17 protein-coding genes and 1 pseudogene are annotated in these 21,037 nt (G+C 70.1%); 9 read left to right on the forward strand and 9 right to left on the reverse strand.

Annotated elements, in window-relative coordinates:
* Positions 1 to 3: 3 nt before the first annotated feature.
* On the reverse strand, positions 4 to 417 hold the full coding sequence (locus QRN16_RS08575; RefSeq protein ID WP_027505680.1) for an allophanate hydrolase-related protein: 414 nt from the start codon (positions 415 to 417) through the stop codon (positions 4 to 6).
* Positions 418 to 556: 139 nt separating this feature from the next.
* On the opposite strand from QRN16_RS08575, the gene QRN16_RS08580 reads away from it, so the two are divergent.
* The 4 genes from QRN16_RS08580 to QRN16_RS08595 all read left to right on the forward strand — a co-directional run bounded on the left by QRN16_RS08580 (position 557) and on the right by QRN16_RS08595 (position 6,149).
* A complete protein-coding gene (locus tag QRN16_RS08580) occupies positions 557 to 1,309 on the forward strand; it encodes an aspartate/glutamate racemase family protein (protein ID WP_027505679.1) in 753 nt (250 codons plus the stop codon).
* Between the two features lie 11 nt (positions 1,310 to 1,320).
* Positions 1,321 to 2,214, forward strand: coding sequence for a PfkB family carbohydrate kinase (locus QRN16_RS08585; RefSeq protein ID WP_222649347.1), 894 nt, complete (start codon positions 1,321 to 1,323; stop codon positions 2,212 to 2,214).
* On the forward strand, positions 2,211 to 4,298 hold the full coding sequence (locus QRN16_RS08590) for a RecQ family ATP-dependent DNA helicase (protein ID WP_285185683.1): 2,088 nt from the start codon (positions 2,211 to 2,213) through the stop codon (positions 4,296 to 4,298). The genes QRN16_RS08585 and QRN16_RS08590 overlap by 4 nt, the downstream gene beginning before the upstream one ends.
* Positions 4,299 to 4,400: 102 nt before the next feature.
* A complete protein-coding gene (locus QRN16_RS08595) occupies positions 4,401 to 6,149 on the forward strand; it encodes an ABC transporter ATP-binding protein (RefSeq protein ID WP_027505676.1) in 1,749 nt (582 codons plus the stop codon).
* Here QRN16_RS08595 and QRN16_RS08600 read toward each other — a convergent pair.
* Both QRN16_RS08600 and QRN16_RS08605 read right to left on the reverse strand, forming a co-directional pair.
* Positions 6,132 to 6,776, reverse strand: coding sequence for an SDR family NAD(P)-dependent oxidoreductase (locus QRN16_RS08600; RefSeq protein ID WP_222649350.1), 645 nt, complete (start codon positions 6,774 to 6,776; stop codon positions 6,132 to 6,134). The two genes, QRN16_RS08595 and QRN16_RS08600, sit on opposite strands and share 18 nt — an antisense overlap.
* Before the next feature lie 66 nt (positions 6,777 to 6,842).
* The gene (locus QRN16_RS08605; RefSeq protein WP_285185684.1) at positions 6,843 to 8,384 is read right to left on the reverse strand and encodes a hypothetical protein; all 1,542 of its coding nucleotides are present in this window, start codon (positions 8,382 to 8,384) and stop codon (positions 6,843 to 6,845) included.
* Positions 8,385 to 8,704: 320 nt separating this feature from the next.
* Here QRN16_RS08605 and ectA point away from each other — a divergent pair.
* The 5 genes and pseudogenes from ectA to QRN16_RS08630 form a co-directional block, all read left to right on the forward strand.
* Positions 8,705 to 9,208 (forward strand): annotated as a pseudogene (gene ectA / locus QRN16_RS08610) (diaminobutyrate acetyltransferase); the annotation flags it as partial.
* Positions 9,209 to 9,268: 60 nt separating this feature from the next.
* Positions 9,269 to 10,546, forward strand: coding sequence for a diaminobutyrate--2-oxoglutarate transaminase (gene ectB, locus QRN16_RS08615; protein WP_027505675.1), 1,278 nt, complete (start codon positions 9,269 to 9,271; stop codon positions 10,544 to 10,546).
* Positions 10,547 to 10,589: 43 nt separating this feature from the next.
* Complete coding sequence (locus tag QRN16_RS08620; protein WP_027505674.1) at positions 10,590 to 10,988, forward strand: ectoine synthase; 399 nt, start codon at positions 10,590 to 10,592, stop codon at positions 10,986 to 10,988.
* Between the two features lie 136 nt (positions 10,989 to 11,124).
* Positions 11,125 to 11,904, forward strand: a complete 780-nt coding sequence (locus tag QRN16_RS08625) for a Sir2 family NAD-dependent protein deacetylase (RefSeq protein WP_027505673.1) — start codon at positions 11,125 to 11,127, stop codon at positions 11,902 to 11,904.
* On the forward strand, positions 11,901 to 13,079 hold the full coding sequence (locus QRN16_RS08630; RefSeq protein ID WP_285185685.1) for an MFS transporter: 1,179 nt from the start codon (positions 11,901 to 11,903) through the stop codon (positions 13,077 to 13,079). Before QRN16_RS08625 ends, QRN16_RS08630 begins: the two co-directional genes overlap by 4 nt.
* Positions 13,080 to 13,087: 8 nt before the next feature.
* Here QRN16_RS08630 and proB read toward each other — a convergent pair whose 3' ends face one another.
* The 6 genes from proB to ndk form a co-directional block, all read right to left on the reverse strand.
* The gene (gene proB, locus QRN16_RS08635) at positions 13,088 to 14,209 is read right to left on the reverse strand and encodes a glutamate 5-kinase (RefSeq protein WP_285185686.1); all 1,122 of its coding nucleotides are present in this window, start codon (positions 14,207 to 14,209) and stop codon (positions 13,088 to 13,090) included.
* A complete protein-coding gene (gene obgE, locus QRN16_RS08640; RefSeq protein ID WP_027505671.1) occupies positions 14,206 to 15,657 on the reverse strand; it encodes a GTPase ObgE in 1,452 nt (483 codons plus the stop codon). The genes proB and obgE overlap by 4 nt, the downstream gene beginning before the upstream one ends.
* 188 nt (positions 15,658 to 15,845) lie before the next feature.
* Positions 15,846 to 16,109, reverse strand: coding sequence for a 50S ribosomal protein L27 (gene rpmA, locus QRN16_RS08645; protein WP_027505670.1), 264 nt, complete (start codon positions 16,107 to 16,109; stop codon positions 15,846 to 15,848).
* A gap of 104 nt (positions 16,110 to 16,213) precedes the next feature.
* On the reverse strand, positions 16,214 to 16,525 hold the full coding sequence (gene rplU, locus QRN16_RS08650; protein ID WP_027505669.1) for a 50S ribosomal protein L21: 312 nt from the start codon (positions 16,523 to 16,525) through the stop codon (positions 16,214 to 16,216).
* A gap of 247 nt (positions 16,526 to 16,772) precedes the next feature.
* A complete protein-coding gene (locus QRN16_RS08655; protein WP_285185688.1) occupies positions 16,773 to 20,174 on the reverse strand; it encodes a translation initiation factor IF-2 N-terminal domain-containing protein in 3,402 nt (1,133 codons plus the stop codon).
* A gap of 433 nt (positions 20,175 to 20,607) precedes the next feature.
* Positions 20,608 to 21,021, reverse strand: a complete 414-nt coding sequence (gene ndk / locus QRN16_RS08660) for a nucleoside-diphosphate kinase (protein WP_056445877.1) — start codon at positions 21,019 to 21,021, stop codon at positions 20,608 to 20,610.
* Positions 21,022 to 21,037: the final 16 nt, after the last annotated feature.

Raw genomic sequence — 21,037 nt, forward strand, 5'->3', positions numbered from 1 at the left:
GACTCATGCTCCCGCAGAGACGGTCTCGTCCGGATCGGGAAGCCCGCGGTAGGCACGCCACCCACCGAGATCCGTGATCTCGGTGAGCTCGGCGGACAGCGAGTCGACCAGGCCCGGTCGCAGCACCACGGCCATCACCGACCGTCCGTCGGCGAGCTCGATGACCGAGAGTTCGAGTTCGACGGGCTCCTCCGGCAGGAAGTCGGTGCGGATGTTCTCCATCGGGACGTCGTACAGCTCACCGGCGATGGAGGCGCCACCGGTCTCGGTCAGCAGCAGGCCGGGGAACTCGTCGCGCACCGCGAAGAACCGGTAGTTCGGCGCCGTCCGCACCGAGCCGAGGAAGGTGTGACTGGAGACGTTGTGGTGCAGGTTGCCGCCACGCATGGCGCCTCCGTTGCAGAACAGTTCGGCCATGGTGTGGGTCCGGTCCTCTCGTTCGGTTCACGCTCGTGCGCTGCCAACGTAACCGAGTTCGCGATATATCTTCCGGCCTGCGGAGCGGGTCTACTCTGAGCGACGCCGAACCCCGTTCCCGTCGAACTCCGGAGCTGCCGTGCGCATCCTCGTCGTCAACGTCAACACGACGCGATCCATGACCGAGGCCATCGGTGCGCGCGCCCGCGAGATCGCGTCGCCGGGCACCACCGTGGTCGCGCTGACGCCGGCGTTCGGGGCCGAGTCGGTGGAGGGCAACTACGAGTCGTACCTCGCCGCCGTCGCGGTCATGGAGACCGTCCGCGCGTACGCGGAACCGTTCGACGCCGTCGTGCAGGCCGGCTACGGCGAGCACGGCCGCGAGGGCCTGCAGGAGCTGCTCGACGTTCCCGTCGTCGACATCACCGAGGCCGCGGCGAGCACCGCGATGTTCCTGGGGCGTTCGTACTCGGTGGTGACCACCCTCGATCGCACGGTCCCGCTGATCGAGGACCGACTGCTCGTCGCGGGCCTGCACACCCGCTGCGCGTCGGTCCGCGCCAGCGGCCTCGGGGTGCTCGACCTCGACCGTGATCCCGACGCGGCGGTGCGCGCCGTCGTCGACGAGGCGGAGCGCGCGGTGCGCGACGACCGAGCCGAGGTGATCGTCCTGGGATGCGGCGGAATGTCCGGTCTCGACGCCGCCGTGCGGGCCAGGGTCGACGTTCCCGTCGTCGACGGGGTGACCGCGGCGATCACCGTCGCCGAGGGGCTGGTCCGGCAGGGTCTCCGCACGTCCAAGGTGCGCACGTTCGCGCCGCCGCGGAGCAAGTCGTTCGTGGACTGGCCGCCCGCTCGTCGAGACGGCTCGGGTGTCCGAACCACCCGTTAGTGTCGTGCACCATGGCCGATCCTGACACCGCACGTCCCCGCATCACCATCGTCGGCAGCATCAACATGGACCTCGTCGCCCGCACCCCCACGCTGCCCGCACCGGGTGAGACGGTCCTCGGCAGCGCGTTCCGCACCTCCCCCGGCGGCAAGGGCGCCAATCAGGCGGTCGCCGCCGCTCGGGCCGGCGCCGAGGTGGTCTTCGTCGGAGCAGTCGGCTCCGACACCTTCGCGCTCGAACTGCGCGAGACCCTCGTCGGGGCCGAGGTCGACGCGTCGCTGCTGCGCGAGGTCGAGGGCGCGAGTGGCGTCGCTGTCATCACGGTCGACGACGCCGCGGAGAACTCCATCGTCGTCGTGGGCGGTGCCAACGAGACCCTGACCGAGCTCACGGCGGAGGAACTGGCTGCCGTCGCCGAAGCCGACGTCCTGCTGTGCCAACTCGAGACGCCCGTCGCGACGGTCGTCGCGGCGGCGCGACACGCGCGGGCCAACGGCACGCTCGTGTTCCTCAATCCGTCACCGGTGCAACCGCTCTCCGACGATCTGCTGGGTCTCGTCGACGTCGCGATCGTCAACCGCGACGAGGAGAAAGCCCTGGGGGTCGACGCACTCGCCCGCATTCCGCACGTGGTCACCACGCTGGGGGCCGACGGTGCCCGCCATCACGGCGCCGACGGCGTCGTCACCGCCCATCCCTCGCCCGCCGTCGAGGCCGTCGACACCACGGGCGCCGGCGACGTCTTCGCCGGCACGCTCGCCGCCGCGTGGCGCGACGGCCCCGCCGCCGCGGTTCGGCGCGCGTGTGCGGCAGGGGCCGTGGCCACCACGCGCGACGGCGCGGGGTCCTCGGCTCCCACCGTCACCGAGGTCGACCGGGCCCTCGCCGGGACGCGTGACGCATGAGTACCCGTGAGCGCGCACAGGAGCTGCTGACCGACCTCGCCGGCCCCGATGCCGTTCTCCGTGAGGACCAGTGGACGGCGATCGAGGCGCTCGTCGTCCATCATCGACGCGCACTCGTCGTGCAGCGCACAGGATGGGGAAAGTCGGCCGTGTACTTCATCGCCGCACGCCTGCTGCGCGAGCAGGGGCTCGGACCGACCGTCATCGTGTCGCCTCTGCTCGCGCTCATGCGCAACCAGGTCGCGGCGGCCGAGCGCGCCGGGGTCACCGCCGCCACCATCAACTCGGGCAACGTCACCGAGTGGGACGACGTCCACGCACGCGTCGCGGCCGGTGAACTGGATGTGCTGCTGGTGAGCCCGGAGCGGCTGAACAATCCGGACTTCCGCGATCAGGTGCTGCCCTCGCTCTCCGCGGACGCGGGGCTCGTCGTGGTGGACGAGGCGCACTGCGTCTCCGACTGGGGTCACGACTTCCGGCCGGACTATCGCCGCATCAGGTCGCTCATCGCCGAGTTGCGCGAGGGGGTCCCCGTTCTCGCCACCACGGCCACCGCGAACGATCGGGTGGTCGAGGACGTCGCGGCACAGCTCGGTGTCGGCGGGGCCGACACCACCGTCCTGCGTGGCGGTCTCCAGCGCGAGTCGCTGCACCTGTCCGTGGTCACCATCCCCGATCCGACGGCGCGCATAGCCTGGCTCGCCGACCATCTCGAGACCCTGCCCGGCTCGGGCATCGTCTACTCGCTGACGGTCGCGGGAGCCAACGACCTCGCGGCGCTGCTGCGCGATCGAGGAATGGAGGTGGCCGCCTACACCGGCCAGACCGATCCGACGGAACGCGAAGCGGCGGAACAGGATCTGCTGCAGAACCGTGTGAAGGCGCTCGTCGCGACCTCGGCGTTGGGCATGGGTTTCGACAAACCCGATCTGGGGTTCGTCGTGCACGTGGGTGCACCGTCGTCGCCCATCTCCTACTACCAGCAGGTGGGCCGCGCGGGACGCGCCACGGAGCGCGCCGACGTCGTCCTCCTGCCCGGTCCGGAGGACCGGGAGATCTGGAGCTACTTCGCGTCCGTCGCCTTCCCTCGCGAGCACGTCGTACGTCGGGTGCTCGAGGTGCTGGACACCGAGCGCGCCCAGTCCACCCAGGCTCTCGAACCGCTCGTCGAGCTCGGACGCACTCGGCTCGAGATGGTGCTCAAGGTCCTCGACGTCGACGGTGCCGTCCGGCGGGTCAAGGGGGGTTGGCTCGGCACCGGGGAACACTGGCACTACGACCGGGAGCGCTACGAACGACTCGACGAGGCACGGCTGTCCGAGCAGCGCGCGATGATCGAGTACCAGAGCACCGACGAGTGCCGGATGGCGTTCCTGCGCCGGCAACTCGACGATCCGTCCCTCACCGGGGATGCGGAGGCGGACCGGTGCGGGCGCTGCGACAACTGCACCGGTCAGCACCTCTCCGCGGACGTGTCGGCCGATCACGTGGAGTCGACCCGGCGGCGTCTCGATCGACCCGGGCTGGACCTCGCCATCCGCAAGCAGTGGCCGACGGGGCTGAAGAAGGTCGGCGTCGAGCTGTCGGGGAAGATCACCGACGGCCCGGAGACCGGCCGCATCCTCGGCCGTCTCACCGACCCGGTGTGGGGACCACGCCTGCGCGCGCTGACGGACGGCGAGGACGGTCCGGCACCCGACGGGCTGGAGGCCGCGTGCATCAAGGTCCTCGCGGAGTGGACGTGGGACGAGCGGCCCACCGGGCTGATGGTCATGGAGAGCGACTCCCGACCGGCGCTGTTGAACGACCTCGGGGAGCGTCTGGCGAGGGTCGGCAGGCTGGAGCCACTGGGCGTTCTGCACCGTCGGCCCGATGCCCGGCCCGTCTCGGGCGCGAACTCCGCGTTCCGCGTCGCCTCATTGGTGGACGCCTTCGAGGCACCCGATCTGACGGCGCATCGCGGACCCGTCCTGCTGCTCGATCTCTCCACCGACACCGGGTGGACGCTCACCATGGCGGCGCGGGCGCTCCGGCAGGCGGGGGCCGATGCGGTGCTTCCGTTCGCGTTGATCGGTCGCGGGTAGGCCGGAGGCCGGCCGCGGGTGGTCGGGTAGGCCGGAGGCCGGCCGGGTAGGCCGGAGGATCGACAGAAGGGGTGTCTGTCGGCGCGCGACTAGTGTGACGAGGTGACGACAGCTACTCCCGATGCACCAGGTCGGCTCCCCAATCTCCGCCTCCTCTGGACCTTCATCCGCCCGCATCGCCGGTTGTTCCGGTTCGGTCTGCTCCTCGGTCTGCTGGTCACCGCGTCGTCCCTGGCCACTCCGCTGGTCACCAAGCGACTGCTGGACTCCTTCGACGTCCCGGGCGCCACGCGGTCGGCCATCGTCCTGTTGGTCGGGCTCCTCGTCGTGGGGATCATCGTGGGTCTGGCTCAACGCCTGCTCCTGGGAACCATGGCCGAACGCGTCGTGCTCGAGGCGCGATCATCGATGGTGCGGCGGTTCTTCGGCGCCACCATCCCGGCGGTCACCGCTCGTCCCGCGGGCGAGATGCTCACGCGGGTCACGTCCGACACGATGCTGCTCCGCGAGGCGTCGTCCTGGGCGCTGGTCGAGATCGTCAACGGCAGCATCGCGATCGTGGGTGTCATCGTGCTCATGGCGACCCTCGACCTCCCCCTCCTCGGGACGGCTCTGCTCGGCATCGGTCTCATCGGTGTCGCCGCCGGGTTCCTCATGCCGAAGGTGGCTCGCGCTCAACGCAATGCACAGGAGGCGATGGGTCGGCTCGGCGGCATCCTGGAGGGCGCGTTGCGCGCCGTTCGCACGGTCAAGGCCAGTCGGGCGGAGAGTCGTTCGAGCGAGCTGGTCATCGAGGAGGCCCGCGTCTCGGCGTCCTACGGTATCCGGGCAGTGCGTCTCGAGGCCTGGGCGTGGACCATCACCGGTTCCGGGATCCAGCTCACCATCATCGCAGTGCTCGGCGTGGGCGCGTATCGGGTGAGCTCGGGAGCGCTGGCCGTCTCCAGCCTGGTCGCGTTCCTGCTCTACGCGTTCCAGTTGGTGGGCCCGGTCGCCCAGCTCACGCTCTACGTCTCGCAGCTGCAGCGCGGCATCGCCGCCGCGGCCCGCATTCGTGAGGTGCAGGTGATGGACCTCGAGAAGGAGGCGCCCACCGCGGTCGCGGACCTGCCGGCGAGCGCGGAGGTCTCGGCGCTCACCCTCACTCGGGTCACGGCCGGGTACGGCGACGAGGGCGCCGCGGTGAACGCGATCGACATGAGCATTCCGTCGCGCGGCCACACCGCCGTCGTCGGGCCGTCGGGCGCCGGCAAGACGACGCTGTTCTCGTTGATCCTGCGCTTCCTCGAACCGCGGGACGGCGAACTCGCCCTGAACGGTGTCCCGTACTCGGCTTTGTCCCACAGTCAGATCCGCGCGCGCATCGGTTACGTCGAGCAGGCCACACCCACACTGCCGGGCACGATCGCCGACAATCTCCGGCTCACCCACCCGGACGCGACCGACGCCGAGCTGTGGGCGGCACTCGAACGCGTGCGGCTGGCCGAGAAGATCGAGCTGTTGCCGGCCGGTCTCGCCACCGAGTTGCGCGACTCGGCGGTCTCGGGCGGCGAGCGTCAGCGCATCGCGTTGGCGCGTGCCATCGTCCGCCCACCGGACATCCTGCTGTTGGACGAGGCCACCGCGCAGGTGGACGGCATCACCGAGGCCGCCATCCACGACGCCATCCGCGACCTGTCGGTGCACGGTGCCGTGGTGACCATCGCGCACCGCCTGTCGACGGTCATCGACGCGGACACCATCTTCGTGCTCGAGCGCGGACGTGTCCGGTCGAAGGGAACGCACCGCGAGCTGCTCGACACCGACACCCTGTACCGGGATCTCGTCGAGGCGCTACGTATCGCCGTCTGACGCCGCGGCCACCAGCCGTCGGGCCGTCTCGTCGGCCGACGTCGGATCGGTGTCGACGGCGGTGACGCGCACCCCGGTGCTGACCAGGTCGCCGGCAAGTTGCGCGGCGAGCCGATCGATGACGACGGAGGCCAGCGACGACGCGTCCAGCCCCGCGTCGCCTGCGGTCGGCAGGCAGCGCGGAACGAGGATGAGACCGGAGTGCTGGCACACCATGTGCCGTGCGGCCGCCCGCGCGGTGATGAAGTGGGCACGCAGCGCGTCCAGGACCGGACGTTCGAGATCCGCGACCTCGGTGCGATCGAGCCGACGCGCCGACGCTTCGGAGTGGGTCGAACGCGACGCCCGGCCAGGGATGATGACGTCGATCGACACGTCGATACTCCCGGAACAGGCGGCGACGACGTCCACGTACTCGTCGACGTCGACCTCGTCCAGCACGTCGATGACGGCCGCCTCGGCGTGGCCACCGTCCGCGCGGATGATGTCGACGACGTGCTGCATCTTCGTCCGGGAGCGGCCGGCGAGGTGCACGCGCGCTCCGTCGCGGGCCAGGGCGACGGCCAGCCGGCTCCCGACGACACCGCCGCCCCCGTAGATCAGTGCGTTGGCTCCGTCGAGCAGCACGTCACGCTCCTCCGCCCACCCGGCGCCGACAGGTATTCCTGCCGCGGGATCGTCCGGCCGGTGGTCCTAGCGTACGGAGGACGAGACGCTGTCGTCCTCGGTTCGGTCGGCCTCGTCGGCGTCGTTCTCGACAGCCGCATCGGCGCCGTGGTCGTCCGGTTCCGCGTCGTCGATCGTGCGATGCGCGGCCAGGACGGCCACCGATACAGCCACCGTGACCAGTGCGGCGATCACCGACACGAGCGAGGTGACGGCGCTTCCGCCCGCGGCGGCGTTCTCCAACGACCGGACCAGTTGGCCGAGGGGGGTGAAGAGTCCGACCGTGTCGGGCAGACCACCGACCCCGCGCAGGACCAGCCCGCCGAGCACCACCTGGACGAGCCCGAGGACCCCGAGCACCACTCCGGCACGGACGGCTCCGAGTGCGGTGCGCAGTGCACGGGCCGCGGTGGCCACCGCGGCGACCCAGACTCCGATCAGGACGGTCGAGACCATCGAGCCCGAGAGACTCGCGCCGGTGTCGGCGAACGTCAGGGCCAACACCATCGTCGACGCGGTGGCCACCGCCCCCAGGACCGCGGCGCGGGCGCGCGGGACGAAGAATCCGACGAGCGCTGCTGCGACCAGCGCGAACGCCGCCGCGAGGTACGGCCACGCGTCCGAGGCGGACTGCACCACGTACGAGGTACCGCCGCCGGCCGGGTCGGGTTCGATCCGCTCTGCTGCCGGCAGCGAGGTGGACGCTTTCTCCACGTTGGTGCGCAGGGTGGAGAACATGGTCTCCATCGGGCCGACTCCCCCGACCAGGCGCGTGGTGCCGTCGACGAGGCGTACCCCGCCGTCGTCGAGCAGGACGAGGCCGTCGCGCAGCTGCGCGGATCCGTCGGTGGCACGCACCATGCCGTCGACGAACTCCGAGGACGGGTCGTCGAGTTGGTACGCCACGGTGCGCGCACCGTCGCGCAGCGTCTGCAGGTCGGTCATCACCCCGGCGTTCAGTCCCTGGGTGCGCAGCAGGTCGAGGACCGGCCGCAGCTGATCCGCGGACGCGGCGGCGCCCGGATCGGTGGACGCGGCGAGCGAGTCGAGAGTCTGCTGCACGATCAGTTCGATCTGGCCCTGCGCGGCTCCGACGCCGGTGAGCGCACCCACCACGCGATCGACTCCTCCGCTCACCTGCGACGAGCCGTCACCGAGCTGCCAGAGGCCGGCTCGGAGCTGGGTCATGCCGTCGGCGAGTTCGGCCGAGCCGTCGCGGGCCTGGTGCAGGCCGTCGGACATCTGGTGAGCGCCGTCGTCCAGCTCCACGCTGCCGTCGGACAGCTCGGCCATACCGCCACTCAGGATCTGCAGCGGCAGGACCGTGTTGGTCAGGGCGGCCCGACTCGACGCGAGCGGGTCCGTCGTGGACCCGCCCGCAGTGGCGGCGACGGAAACGGTGCCGGTGGTGGCGGGGCGATCGGTCTGCGAGACCCAGAACACTCCGGCCGCCACGGTGGGGAGCAGAACGGCGAGCACCATCGCGACGGGGGTCGAGCTGGCTGCACCGACACGTGCAGCGGCGCCTCGCAGTCGGGCGGGCCGGGGAAGTCTGACCGTGGGAGTCATAGTGTGCCGGACATTAGCCATCACCGAACGGGAACGGTGGGTGCCTCGCCGGGCTCTGACCATTTATTTCACCGTCGTCGAGACCATTCAGTCTTGATCACCCTGTTCACACTGGTCACAGCAGCCCCACGCCGCGGTGCCGCTGCGAGGGTTCCCGCGCCTCCCGCGGGCCACGGCAGGCCCCCGAGTCGCCGACGAACGCATCGTCGTGTGACCACACTCACAAGGGGCGAACGTACTGGCGATAGGCGTGCCATTCTCGTGCCTGACGACGAGGGCGCCTGACATGTCCGGTCAGCCTTGTTACGTTCGTCTGCAATATGACGCCAGTGTTACAGAGAGCCGCCCCGACCGACGACATCGATTTCTCGTTCCGCCCACCACGCGTGGCCGACGGGACGCGATTGTGGGAGATCGCGAGGGACTCCCGAGTACTGGACGTCAATTCCAGTTACTCGTACGTGCTGTGGTGCCGCGATTTCTCCGACACCTCGATCGTGGCAGTGGACGCCGACGACCGTCCGGTCGGCTTCGTCACCGGATACATCCGTCCCGACGCCGACGACACCCTGTTCGTCTGGCAGGTGGCGGTCGACTCCGACCAGCGCGGGCACGGCCTGGCCGTGCGCATGCTGCAGGGCCTCATCGACCGCACCACCCCACGCGGAGCACGCCTCCTCGAGACCACCATCAGCCCCGACAACGACGCGTCGATCGCCCTCTTCACATCTCTGGCGCGACGACGCGACACCACCATCACCCGACGAGATCTGTTCGCAGCGAAGGACTTTCCCGACAGCCACGAGCCGGAGGACCTCTACACGGTCGGCCCGTTCGACGGCACGCTCGCCGACACTTCCGACGACCACACCCGAAGGACCTCGATGACCACCAGCATCACCCCGACCGACACCACCACCGACATCTTCGAGGCCCGCGAGTCGCAGGTCCGCAGCTACAGCCGACAGTGGCCCGCAGTGTTCGACACCGCGCAGGGTTCGTGGATCACCGACGAGAACGGCCGTCGCTACCTCGACTTCTTCGCCGGAGCCGGTGCGCTCAATTACGGCCACAACAATCCCGTGCTCAAGCAGGCACTGGTCGACTACATCATGCGGGACGGCATCACGCACGGTCTCGACATGTCCACCGTCGCGAAACGCGAATTCCTCGAGTCGTTCACCACGCGCATTCTCGAGCCCCGCGGGTTGGATTACAAGGTGCAATTCCCCGGACCCACCGGAACGAACACCGTGGAAGCCGCGCTCAAATTGGCGCGAAAGGTCACCGGCCGTTCCTCGGTCATCAACTTCACGAACGCGTTCCACGGCATGACGCTCGGCGCTCTGTCCGTCACCGGCAACTCCATGAAGCGCGCCGGCGCCGGCATCCCGCTGGTCCACGCGACCCCGATGCCGTTCGACAACTACTTCGGCGGTGCCACGGACGACTTCCAGTGGATGGAACGAGTGCTGGACGACTCGGGAAGCGGCATCAACCGCCCCGCGGCCGTCATCGTCGAGACGGTCCAGGGTGAGGGCGGCGTCAACGTCGCCCGTGCCGAGTGGCTGCGCGGGCTCGCAGATCTGCTGAAGCGCCGCGACATCCTGCTCATCGTGGATGACGTGCAGATGGGCGTCGGCCGCACCGGGCCGTTCTTCTCCTTCGAGGACGCCGGCATCGTGCCGGACATCGTCACGCTGTCGAAGTCGATCGGCGGCTACGGCATGCCGATGGCACTGACGCTCATGCGCCCGGAACTCGACGTCTGGGGTCCCGGCGAGCACAACGGCACGTTCCGCGGCAACAGCCCGGCCTTCGTCACCAGCAAGGCCGCGCTCGACCACTACTGGGCCGACGGCGCGTTCGAGGCGTCGATCCTGGCCAAGGGCGAGCGGATCCAGGACGCGTTCATCGATCTCTCGGCCCGCTTCGAGGGTCTGAGCACCCGCGGTCGCGGCATGGTCCAGGGTCTCGTGTTCGACGACGCGGAGAAGGCGTCGAAGGTCACCGCGCTCGCCTACGACAAGGGCCTGCTCGCCGAGACGTCCGGACCCTCCGACGAGGTGGTGAAGCTGCTTCCGCCGCTCACCATCACCGAGGAGGATCTCGATCACGGCCTCGGCATCCTGGCCGACGCCACCGCGACCGTCTGCTCCTGACCGAATCGCGTTCCGCACGTCTGCACAGCACGAGGAGGACCACATGATCGTTCGCACCACCGAGGCCATCACCGGAACCGAGCGCGACATCGCGAGCGAGGACGGCCAGTGGCGGTCCAAGCGGATCGTCCTGGGCGGTGACAAGGTCGGGTTCTCGTTCCACGAGACCACCATCGAGCCGAACACCGTCAACAACTTCCATTACGCCAACCACGTCGAGGCCGTCTGGCTCATCGAGGGCGAGGGCACGCTCACCGACCGCGAGACCGGTGAGACGTACGACCTGGGTCCGGGATCGATGTACCTGCTGAACGGGCACGAGCGTCACACGGTGGAGACGCGGACCCGCATGCGGATGCTGTGCGTGTTCAACCCGCCCGTCGTCGGCAACGAGCGTCACGACGAGAACGGCGTCTACCCGTTGATCGAGGTTCCTGCCTGACGCCACGGGCCGACCGGACATCCCACCCCGCCGCCCCACCCCAGCCCACGCGGCGACCTACTCTGGAGACGTGACCTCGGTTTCCCCACGCTCTCTCGATCGGTCGCCGCGCAGCGCCCTCTCTCTGCAGGACGCGATGGCCGACGGCCGCGTCGTCGCGCTGACCGGTGCCGGGATGTCCACGGACTCGGGAATTCCCGACTACCGGGGCCCGGACTCTCCGCCGCGCAACCCGATGACGTTCCAGCAGTTCATCGGCGACGACGATTTCCGACGTCACTACTGGGCTCGCAACCACGTCGGCTGGCGCCACATGGACGCCACCCGCCCCAACGCCGGGCACCGCGCCCTCGCCGAGCTCGAGCGCGTGGGTACCGTCTCCGGCGTCATCACGCAGAACGTCGACATGCTGCACACCAAGGCCGGCTCCCGCTCGGTGATCGACCTGCACGGTGTGTACGGCCGGGTCCGTTGCCTCGACTGTGATCGCCTCGTCTCCCGCGTGGCTCTCGACGAACGTCTGACCGCTGCCAATCCCGGCTTCATCGAGTCCGTCGTCGGTGCCGACGGCGTCGAGATCGCCCCGGACGCCGACGCGATCATCGAGAGCACCGCCCACTTTCGCATGGTCGGCTGCGAGGTGTGCGGCGGCATCCTCAAACCTGACATCGTCTACTTCGGTGAAAGCGTGCCCAAGCCGCGCGTCCGGAGCGCCTACGACATGGTCGACGCCGCGCGCTCGCTCGTGGTGCTGGGGTCCTCGCTCACCGTCATGTCCGGACTGCGCTTCGTCCGGCACGCGTGGAAGAACGACATCCCGGTGTTCATCGTCAACCGAGGACGCACCCGCGGGGACGAGTTCGCCGCCCAGAAGATCGAGGCCGGCTGCTCCGAGGTCCTGGCGTCCTTTCTGTGACGGACGGCAGGACCGTCGGCGGTGCCCCGTGGGCCGTCGCGGCGATCTTCTTCGTCAACGGTGCGGTGCTCGGTAACTGGGCCCCGCGCCTGCCTGCGATCCGCGATGCTCTCGAACTCGACGCGTCGGTGCTCGGTCTGGCGCTCGCGGGAGTCGGCACCGGCGGCCTTCTCGCCACTCCCCTCGCCGCCGTCGGTATCCGGCGGCTCGGCAGTCGCCGAGTCGTCCTGCTCTCCGCGACGGTGCTGTGCCTGGCGTTCGTACTCCCGGCACTCGCCGGGACGTGGTGGGCACTGGCACTCGCTCTCGCCGTCCTGGGCGGGGCCGACGCCGTCATGGACGTGGCGATGAACGCGCAGGGGGTGATCGTCGAGAAGAACCGGCGGCGTTCGCTTCTCAACCGATTCCACGCGGCGTGGAGCGCAGGGGCCGTCACCGGCGGCCTCACGGGCGCCGCCGCGGCCGGGATCGGACTCGCCGTGCTCGTCCACTTCGCTCTCGTCGGTGGGGTCCTGCTGGCGCTCGCGCTGGTGGCTCACCGCTCGCTGGTTCCCGACGGACGCGCCGTGCCCGACACCGTCCCTCGACAGTCCGGCCGAGGGTCACGGCGCGTGTTCTCCGGCGCCCTGGCGTTGCTCGGGGGGCTCGTGTTGGTGTGCGCCCTGGTCGAGGACGTGCCGCAGTCCTGGGGTGCGATCTACTCCACCGATCTCGGGGCCGGGCCGGGACTGGCGGGACTCACCGTCGTGGCCTTCTCGTCCGCGATGTTCGTCGGACGCCTCGTCGGTGACGCCGTGGTGGACCGCGTCGGACGCCATGCAGTGTTGATGGGCGGCGCACTGCTCATCGCGGCCGCGTTCCTGGCGGCACCCGTGGTGAGCTCGCCCGTGATCGCCCCGGTGATGTTCGCCGTCGCGGGATTCGGTGCGGCACCGATCTTTCCCGCTGCGTTCGGGTTGGCCGGACGACTCCCCGGCATCACCGCGGGCACGGCCCTCACAGTGGTGTCGCTGATCGCCCGGATCGGGGTGCTGCTGGCACCCGTCGCGTTCGGCTCTCTCGCGGAGCTGACCGGCTTCGGCTGGGCGTTGTGGTCGATGGTCGCGGCCGGTGTCGCGGTGGCGCTGCTGGCCCTCGCACTCCGGCGCGTGCTCGCCGCCTCGGCTCCGGCCTGACCGGTCGCTCAGCCCGGGACGAGGTCGTCCGCGTGCACCACGGGGCGTCGGGCCTCGGGGGCGAGATCGCCCGTCGAGCGACCTATCATGCCGGCGAGCTCCGCCGCGTCGTACGCGACGACTCCGTGCGCGACCACGGTGCCGTCGACGCCGTGCAGGGTCACCACGTCGCCGGAGTCGAACGAGCCACTGACCGAGACGATTCCTGCCGACAGCAACGAGCGTCGCCGGCCGATCACCGCGGTGACGGCGCCGTCGTCGAGCGTGAGGGCGCCGGCGGTGTCCGCGGCATGACGAACCCAGAATCGGCGGGCCGACAACCTGTTCGGGCGCGCGGTGAACGTGGTCCCCACCGGTCCACCACTGAGGGCGGAGGCCGCCTCGGACGCCGCCGCCAGCAGGACGGGAACACCCGCGTCCGCTGCCAGGCGGGCCGCGGACAACTTGGACGCCATGCCGCCGGTGCCGAGGGAGCCGCCCGATCCGGCGACGACGCCGTCGAGATCCTCGGGACTCGCGACCTCGCGGACGAAGGTCGCGTCGGGGTCCTTGCGGGGGTCGCCGTCGTAGAGGCCGTCGACGTCGGACAGCAGCAGCAACGCGTCCGCGCCGACGAGGTGCGCGACCAGGGCTGCGAGACGGTCGTTGTCACCGAAGCGGATCTCGGCCGTCGCGACGGTGTCGTTCTCGTTGACGACGGCCACGGCGCCGAGTGAGCGCAGTCGGTCGAAGGTGCGCTGAGCGTTGCGGTGATTCGACCGACGGGCGATGTCGTCCGCCGTCAACAGCACCTGACCGACGGTCCGACCGTAGCGGCCGAAGGAGGTGCCCCACGCGTGTGCCAGCGCCAACTGGCCGACACTGGCCGCGGCCTGCTTCGTCGCCAGGTCACGAGGCCGCTGCTTGAGACCCAACGGCGCCATACCGGCACCGATCGCTCCGGACGACACGACGACGACGTCGGACCCGGCACGCATCCGCGCCTCGATCGCATCCGCCAACGCGTCCAGCCGGGCGAGGTCGAGTCCGGCCTCCATGCTGGTGAGAGCCGACGACCCGATCTTCACGACGATGCTGCGCGCCGACGCGATGATCTCCCGCGTACTCCCGTGCGGCTGCGTCGCGGTCACTGCTCGTCGCTCTCCAGCCCTCGACGGACACGGCGGGCGTGCTTGCGCTCGGGCGCGCCGATGCGCTCGACCTGGTCGATGCGCGAGTCGGTACCGCGGCCGGTCATGGTGACGTCGACACCGGCGGGGGTCTGCGGCTCCCACTCGAAGCTGACGTCGCCGATGGTCACGGACGCCCCGGGCTGCGCGCCCTGCTTGACCAGTTCCGCCTCGACACCGAGACGAGCGAGTCGGTCGGCGAGGTAACCGACGGCCTCGTCGTTGTCGAAGGCCGTCTGCATGACCCACCGCTCCGGGCGCTCGCCGCGCACGATGAAGCCGCCCGGCTCGTCAGGATCGGAGATGACGCTGAAGCCCGCCTTGTCGGTGGCGACGGGCCGGATGACCTGCCGACGCGCGACGGCCTTGGGATGATCGATGCGGTACTGCGCGACCAGCTCCGCGAGGGCGAAGGTCAAGGGACGCAGACCTTCCCGACTCACCGCGGAGATGGCGAAGACGGGCCAGCCGCGGGCCTCGAAGTCCTCGCGCACCATGTCGGCCAGTTCCTGCGCCTCGGGAACGTCCACCTTGTTGAGCACGACGATGCGCGGGCGATCGGCCAACTCGCCCAGGCCGGCGTCGCTCGACAGGGCGGGCGTGTACGCGGCCAGTTCGGCCTCGAGAGCGTCGACGTCGGACACGGGATCGCGACCCGGATCGAGGGTCGCGCAGTCGACGACGTGGGCGAGCACGGCACAGCGCTCGAGGTGACGCAGGAAGTCCAGGCCCAGCCCCTTGCCCTGACTGGCGCCGGGGATGAGGCCGGGGACGTCGGCGACGGTGAACGTGGTGTCGCCGCTCGAGACGACGCCGAGGTTCGGGACCAGTGTCGTGAACGGGTAGTCGGCAATCTTCGGCTTGGCGGCCGAGAGCACGGAGACGAGAGACGACTTTCCGGCGCTCGGGAAGCCGACCAGACCGACGTCGGCCACGGACTTGAGCTCCAGGACCAGGTCGCGCTCGACCCCGTCCTCGCCGAGCAGCGCGAAGCCGGGCGCCTTGCGTGCTCGCGATGCGAGGGCGGCGTTGCCCAGGCCGCCGCGACCGCCGGCCGCCGCGTCGAAACGCGTGCCCTCGCCCACCAGGTCGGCAAGGATCCGGCCGTCGCTGTCGAGAACCATGGTGCCGTCCGGGACACCCAGGATCAGGTCCTCGCCGACGGCGCCGTCGCGATTGCTGCCGGCCCCCTGCGTGCCGTTTCCTGCCTTCGCATGGGAGTGGAAGTGGAAGTCGAGAAGGGTGTGCACGCTCGGATCCACCACGAGGACCACGTCGCCGCCGCGGCCGCCGTTGCCGCCGTCCGGACCACCGAGGGGCTTGAACTTCTCCCGGTGGACGGAGGAGCACCCGTTACCGCCCTTTCCCGCACTGACGTGCAGGGTGACACGGTCGACGAAACGCGACATGGGTGGAGGGTCCTTCCGAAAGGCAGATGATGCTGAACTGCTGAGAGATCGGCGGCCGACAGGGCGCCGAGGGGTGAAACGCCGTCAGGGGCGGACGGAGGACGAGCCCTCCGAACCGCCCCTGACGGGAACGTGCACTGACGTCGCGCGAACGGCCGAAGCCGGACCTCGCGGGCGCCGCAGGAGAATCAGGCCTCCGCGGCGGCCGGGACGATGTTGACGGTCTTGCGGCCACGCTTGGTGCCGAAGAGAACTGCACCCGCCGAGAGGGCGAAGAGCGTGTCGTCGCCGCCACGGCCGACGTTCACACCCGGGTGGAAGTGGGTGCCGCGCTGACGGACGAGGATCTCGCCCGCGCTGACCGACTGTCCGCCGAAGCGCTTGACGCCGAGACGCTGAGCATTGGAATCGCGACCGTTGCGTGAGCTGGACGCGCCCTTCTTGTGTGCCATGAGAAACCCTCCCGGGGTTGGTGGAGCCGGTGCCGTGATGGACGAGCCCTGGTGGAACGAGCCGTGGTGACGCAGAGACGCCGGATGGAGACCGGTATCAGGACTTACTTGATGCCGGTGACCTTCAGGACGGTCAGCTTCTGCCGGTGTCCCTGACGCTTGTGGTATCCGGTCTTGTTCTTGAACTTGTGGATGCGGATCTTCGGGCCCTTGGTGTGCTCGACGACCTCACCGGTGACGGTGATGCCGGCCAGCTTGTCGGCCCCGGTGGTCAGCTCGGACCCGTCGACGACGAGAACAGGAGCAAGCGAGACAGCCGTTCCGGGCGCTCCCTCGATCTTCTCGACCTTGACGAGGTCACCTACAGCGACCTTGTACTGCTTTCCGCCGGTCTTGACGATCGCGTACGTTGCCATCGGAGGGCTACCCCTTGCTTCTTTGATGCGTTCTCACGTCCCTGGTCGGGGACGTGACTGGTCTCGTGGCTGCGGTTCCGCAGCCCCTGCTGGTCACACTCTTGCGCCGGCGAACCGAAGTCCGGGTGGCTGCGCCCGCTCACCTCGCGGAGGACAGGGCGGAGCCACGTCGCCGGCAGCGACTGTCCAAGATTACGGTAGAGCCCGTGGCCCGGTCAAACCGCCGGGCCCGGTGCTCGGCCGCAGCTCAGGCCTCGTCGTCCACCGGCGGTCCGGCCGGCCGACCCGCTGCCCGACGGCGCGGACGCCGGACCGGTGCGACGGGCTCCACGGAGGCGCCGCCCCCGACGGTCACTGCAACGGGTTCGGCAGCGCCGCCCTCGTCGCCGCTGTCGGAAGTCGGTGCTGCCGTGGACGTCTCGGGTGCCGAGGGCACCACGATGACCGTGCCGGCGGAGTCCCCGGCCGGCGCGGACGCCGCTCGGGACACCCGACGACTGCGGCGCGGACGCGTCGCGGCGGTGGGTTCGGGAGCGACAGTCTCCGGCGCCGCGGGTTCGGGTGTGGCGGAATCGGGTGTCGACGGCGTGTCCGACGTCTCGGTCACCTCGGCGGCCGAGTCCGATCGGCCGTTGCGGCCGGCGGCGTCGCGCACCGCTGCCACGGCGGCCGTCGCGTCCTCGATCGGATCCGACACGGTGTCCGCCACCTCGGCGACATCGTCCGGATGCAGGTGCGCCGCCATGGCCAGAGCGACGGGATGAGCACGACGCACAGCCGTGTCGCTTCCCGACTCGGACTCGGTGGTCTCGGCCGTCGTCGTCTCGTCGACTCGATTCTCCGAACGGTCCCGGCCGCCGCGCTTGCGACGCGAGCCGCCCTCGGAGGCCTGGCTGTCGGAGCGGGAGGTGGTGTCCGAACGGGAGTTGTCGGACCGCGACCGATCGGAGCGGGAGTGGGAGCGCCCACCCTCGTCCTTGGCCGGCTCGACGGGGAACTGATGCATGATCAGCCCACGCCCGTGGCAGTGCTCGCACGTCGTGGAGAACGCCTCGATGAGACCGGTACCCATGCGCTTGCGCGTCATCTGGACCAGTCCGAGCGACGTCACCTCGGACACCTGGTGCCGTGTGCGATCGCGGCCCAGGGCCTCGGTCAGGCGACGGAGCACCAGGTCGCGGTTGGACTCGAGCACCATGTCGATGAAGTCGACGACGATCATGCCGCCGATGTCGCGCAAGCGCATCTGCCGCACGACCTCCTCGGCCGCCTCGAGGTTGTTCCGGGTGACGGTCTCCTCGAGGTTGCCGCCCTCACCGGTGAACTTGCCGGTGTTGACGTCGACCACGGTCATGGCCTCGGTGCGGTCGATCACCAGCGTGCCGCCGGACGGCAACCACACCTTGCGGTCGAGCGCCTTGGCCAGCTGCTCGTCGATGCGGAAGGCACCGAAGACATCGACGTCCTTGGACGCCGAGGTGTACCGCTCGACGCGGGGCAGCATGTCGGGGGCGACGGTCTCGATGTAGTTCTGCACCGTCGACCAGGCACGGTCGCCCTCGATGACCAGCTTGGAGAAATCCTCGTTGAAGAGATCGCGGACCACCTTGACCAGGAGGTCGGGCTCCTCGTACAGCGTGACCGGAGCCGACGACTTGGACGCCTCGGCACCCGTCGAGCGCTCCGAGACGGTGGCCCACTGCGCCTGCAGACGGGTGACGTCGCGCTCGAGCTCCTCGGCGCTGACGCCCTCCGACGCGGTCCGGATGATGACCCCGGCCTCGGACGGGACGATGTCGCGCAGGATGTCCTTGAGACGTTTGCGCTCGTTGTCGGGCAGCTTGCGGCTGATGCCGGTGGACGAGCCACCGGGCACGTAGACCAGGAAGCGGCCGGCGAGCGAGATCTGCGTGGTCAACCGGGCGCCCTTGTGCCCGACGGGATCCTTGCTGACCTGCACGAGCACCTGGTCACCGGGCTTGAGCGCCTGCTCGATCTTGCGGCTGTTGCCGCCCAGACCGGCGGCGTCCCAGTCGACCTCGCCGGCGTACAGCACACCGTTGCGGCCCTTGCCGATGTCGATGAACGCGGCTTCCATGCTGGGCAGCACGTTCTGCACGCGGCCGAGGTAGACGTTGCCCACGATGGAGCCCGAGGCCGTGCTGGTGACGAAGTGTTCGACGAGAACGCCGTCCTCGAGCACCGCGACCTGGGTCAGGTCCGGGTGCCCGGCCAGCGACTTCTCGCGCACGACCATCGTCCGGTCCACCGACTCGCGGCGCGCGAGGAACTCGGACTCGGTCAGGATCGGCGGACGGCGACGGCCGGCGTCACGACCGTCGCGGCGACGCTGACGCTTCGCCTCGAGCCGGGTCGACCCGGTGATGCCCTGGACCTCGTCCTTGGACTTGGCCGCGCGCTGACGTGGCTCGCGTTCGTGCACCACCGTGTTGGGCGGATCGTCGTCGGTCGTGGTCTCGGCGTCCGCGCTCTCGCCACCGCTCTTGCGGCGACGACGGCGGCGCCGGCGACGGCTCGCGCTGTCCCCGGTCGAGTCGTCGTCGTTGTCCCCGGAGGCGCCGTCGTTCTCCCCGGAGGCACCGTCGGTGTCCTCCGCGGACGGTTCCGTCTCGCCGGCAGTGGTGTCGCTCGTGCTCGACGCGTCGGTCGAATCGGTGGTCTCGGGCGCGTCCGAGTCGGCGGACGTGTCCGCCCGCGACCCACGACGGCTGCGCGAGCGGCGGCTCGAGGAGCGCTTCGGGGCGTCGTCGCCCTCCGCGGCGTCGTCCGTGTCCGTGGTCACCGGTTCCGCCGTCGCGTCCTCGGCGGCAGGCGCATCGGAGCGATCCGCGGCGGACTCGTCCGACTCGTCGTCGTCGCTCTGATCGTCGTTCTGGTTGTCGTCGTTCTGGTTGTCACCGCGTCCGCGACCACGGCCACGACGGCCGCGGCGGCGGCGGCGAGGACCGGACGATCCGTCCTGCTCGTTCGCGTCGTCGTCGGTGCCCTCGTCGGACGCGGAGGCATCGGACGAGGAGGTGTCGGACTCGGTCGCCGTCTCGACGGCGGGGGTGCTCTCAGCGGGGGCGGACACCTCGACAGGGGTGGACACGTCGGCAGTGCCCTCGGCCTCGGGTGCGTCCGCTGTCGTGGTCTCGTCGACCTCCGCCTTCTTCGGCGCGGATCGAGCGCGACGTGCCCGCGTCCGAGGAGCCTTGGGCGCCTCGGTGACCTCGGGCTGCAGGAACAGCGGCGCGGTGGCGGGGTCGGCGGACGACGGGGCCGTCGCCTCGGCCGTCTCGATGTTCGTGAAGAGGTCCGGCTCGGTGGGAGACGCCGGACTCTCGTCGGCCGTGGACGCCGAGCTGGTCTCCTCGGCGGCGGGAGGTGCGCTCTCCGCAGCGGGCAGATCTGCCACGTCGGCGGCGTCGAGCGCCGGAGCACCCAGTGCGGAGGCGACGGTCTGCGCGTCGTCACGAACGACGCTGGACTGGACGCTGCGGACGTCGACGCCCATCTCGGCCAGCTGGGCGACGACCTGCTTGCTGGTCACTCCCAGCAGCTTGGCGAGCGCGTGAACGCGGATGCGCTCGGGGAAGGTGGGGGCGCCCTGATCGAGCGGCTCCTGGGGCGGCACGGTGTCGGCCACGTGTTCTCCTCGGGCTCCCGGGCGCGAACATCCACGGTCGAGGTGCCCGATCGGGCGTCGTCCGTCGAATGGCACGCGGCCACGCGGGAGTCATGGTTCGTTCGCGGGATCGGACGATCCGACGAAAAAGCGGGTTCGCACTGCGTCAGGTCGTCGACCGGAACGGTCGGCGACTGTCACCGCACTGCCTGGGCGGATGGCCGATCCGAGCACCTGATCTTCAGCGGGACGCGTCGGCGGTGCGAGAAGGAGACTCGCATCGATGCCTGCGCGTGTTCGCGATGACGGGCTTCGGTCCGTGATTGTCATCCGGTCACGTTCGCGTGGTGCGCGCCGCGACCTAGGCCAGTATCCCACACTCCCCGACCGCCGCGTGCCACTGCGGGGTTCGCGGTGCGGCCCGGCGGTCGGGGGTGGGACTCGAGGTGGAGCGTCAGCCGAGCTCGGGGAACCAGAGCGCGATCTCACGAGCAGCGGACTCGGGCGAGTCGGAGCCGTGGACCAGGTTCTTCTGTCCGTCCAGCGCGAGGTCGGCGCGGATGGTGCCGGGCGTCGCCTTGGCCACGGGGTCGGTGCCACCGGCGATCTGACGGAAGGCCTCGATGGAACGAGGACCCTCGAGCACCGCCGCGACGAGCGGTCCCGAGGTGATGAACTCGATGAGGTCGGGGAAGAACGGCCGCTCGGCGTGCTCGGCGTAGTGCTTCTCCGCCACCTCGCGGTCCACCGTCAGGAGCTTCAGGGCGACGAGGTCGAGCCCCTTGCGCTCGATACGGCCGAGGATGTCGCCGACGTAGCGACGTTCGACGCCGTCCGGCTTGATCAGTACGAGAGTGCGTTCGGTCACGAGCGCTGAGCCTAGA

This window comes from Rhodococcus sp. MEB041 (assembly GCF_030208955.1).
Taxonomy (GTDB): Bacteria; Actinomycetota; Actinomycetes; order Mycobacteriales; family Mycobacteriaceae; genus Rhodococcoides.

Bases quoted from the DNA above. Each gene is read 5' to 3' on its own strand.
- QRN16_RS08585 (WP_222649347.1), top strand. From the start codon at position 1,321: ATGGCCGATCCTGACACCGCACGTCCCCGCATCACCATCGTCGGCAGC.
- rplU (WP_027505669.1), bottom strand. From the start codon at position 16,525: ATGGCAACGTACGCGATCGTCAAGACCGGCGGAAAGCAGTACAAGGTC.
- QRN16_RS08605 (WP_285185684.1), bottom strand. From the start codon at position 8,384: ATGACTCCCACGGTCAGACTTCCCCGGCCCGCCCGACTGCGAGGCGCC.
- QRN16_RS08575 (WP_027505680.1), bottom strand. From the start codon at position 417: ATGGCCGAACTGTTCTGCAACGGAGGCGCCATGCGTGGCGGCAACCTG.
- obgE (WP_027505671.1), bottom strand. From the start codon at position 15,657: ATGTCGCGTTTCGTCGACCGTGTCACCCTGCACGTCAGTGCGGGAAAG.
- QRN16_RS08620 (WP_027505674.1), top strand. From the start codon at position 10,590: ATGATCGTTCGCACCACCGAGGCCATCACCGGAACCGAGCGCGACATC.
- QRN16_RS08625 (WP_027505673.1), top strand. From the start codon at position 11,125: ATGGCCGACGGCCGCGTCGTCGCGCTGACCGGTGCCGGGATGTCCACG.
- ectB (WP_027505675.1), top strand. From the start codon at position 9,269: ATGACCACCAGCATCACCCCGACCGACACCACCACCGACATCTTCGAG.
- rpmA (WP_027505670.1), bottom strand. From the start codon at position 16,109: ATGGCACACAAGAAGGGCGCGTCCAGCTCACGCAACGGTCGCGATTCC.
- QRN16_RS08590 (WP_285185683.1), top strand. From the start codon at position 2,211: ATGAGTACCCGTGAGCGCGCACAGGAGCTGCTGACCGACCTCGCCGGC.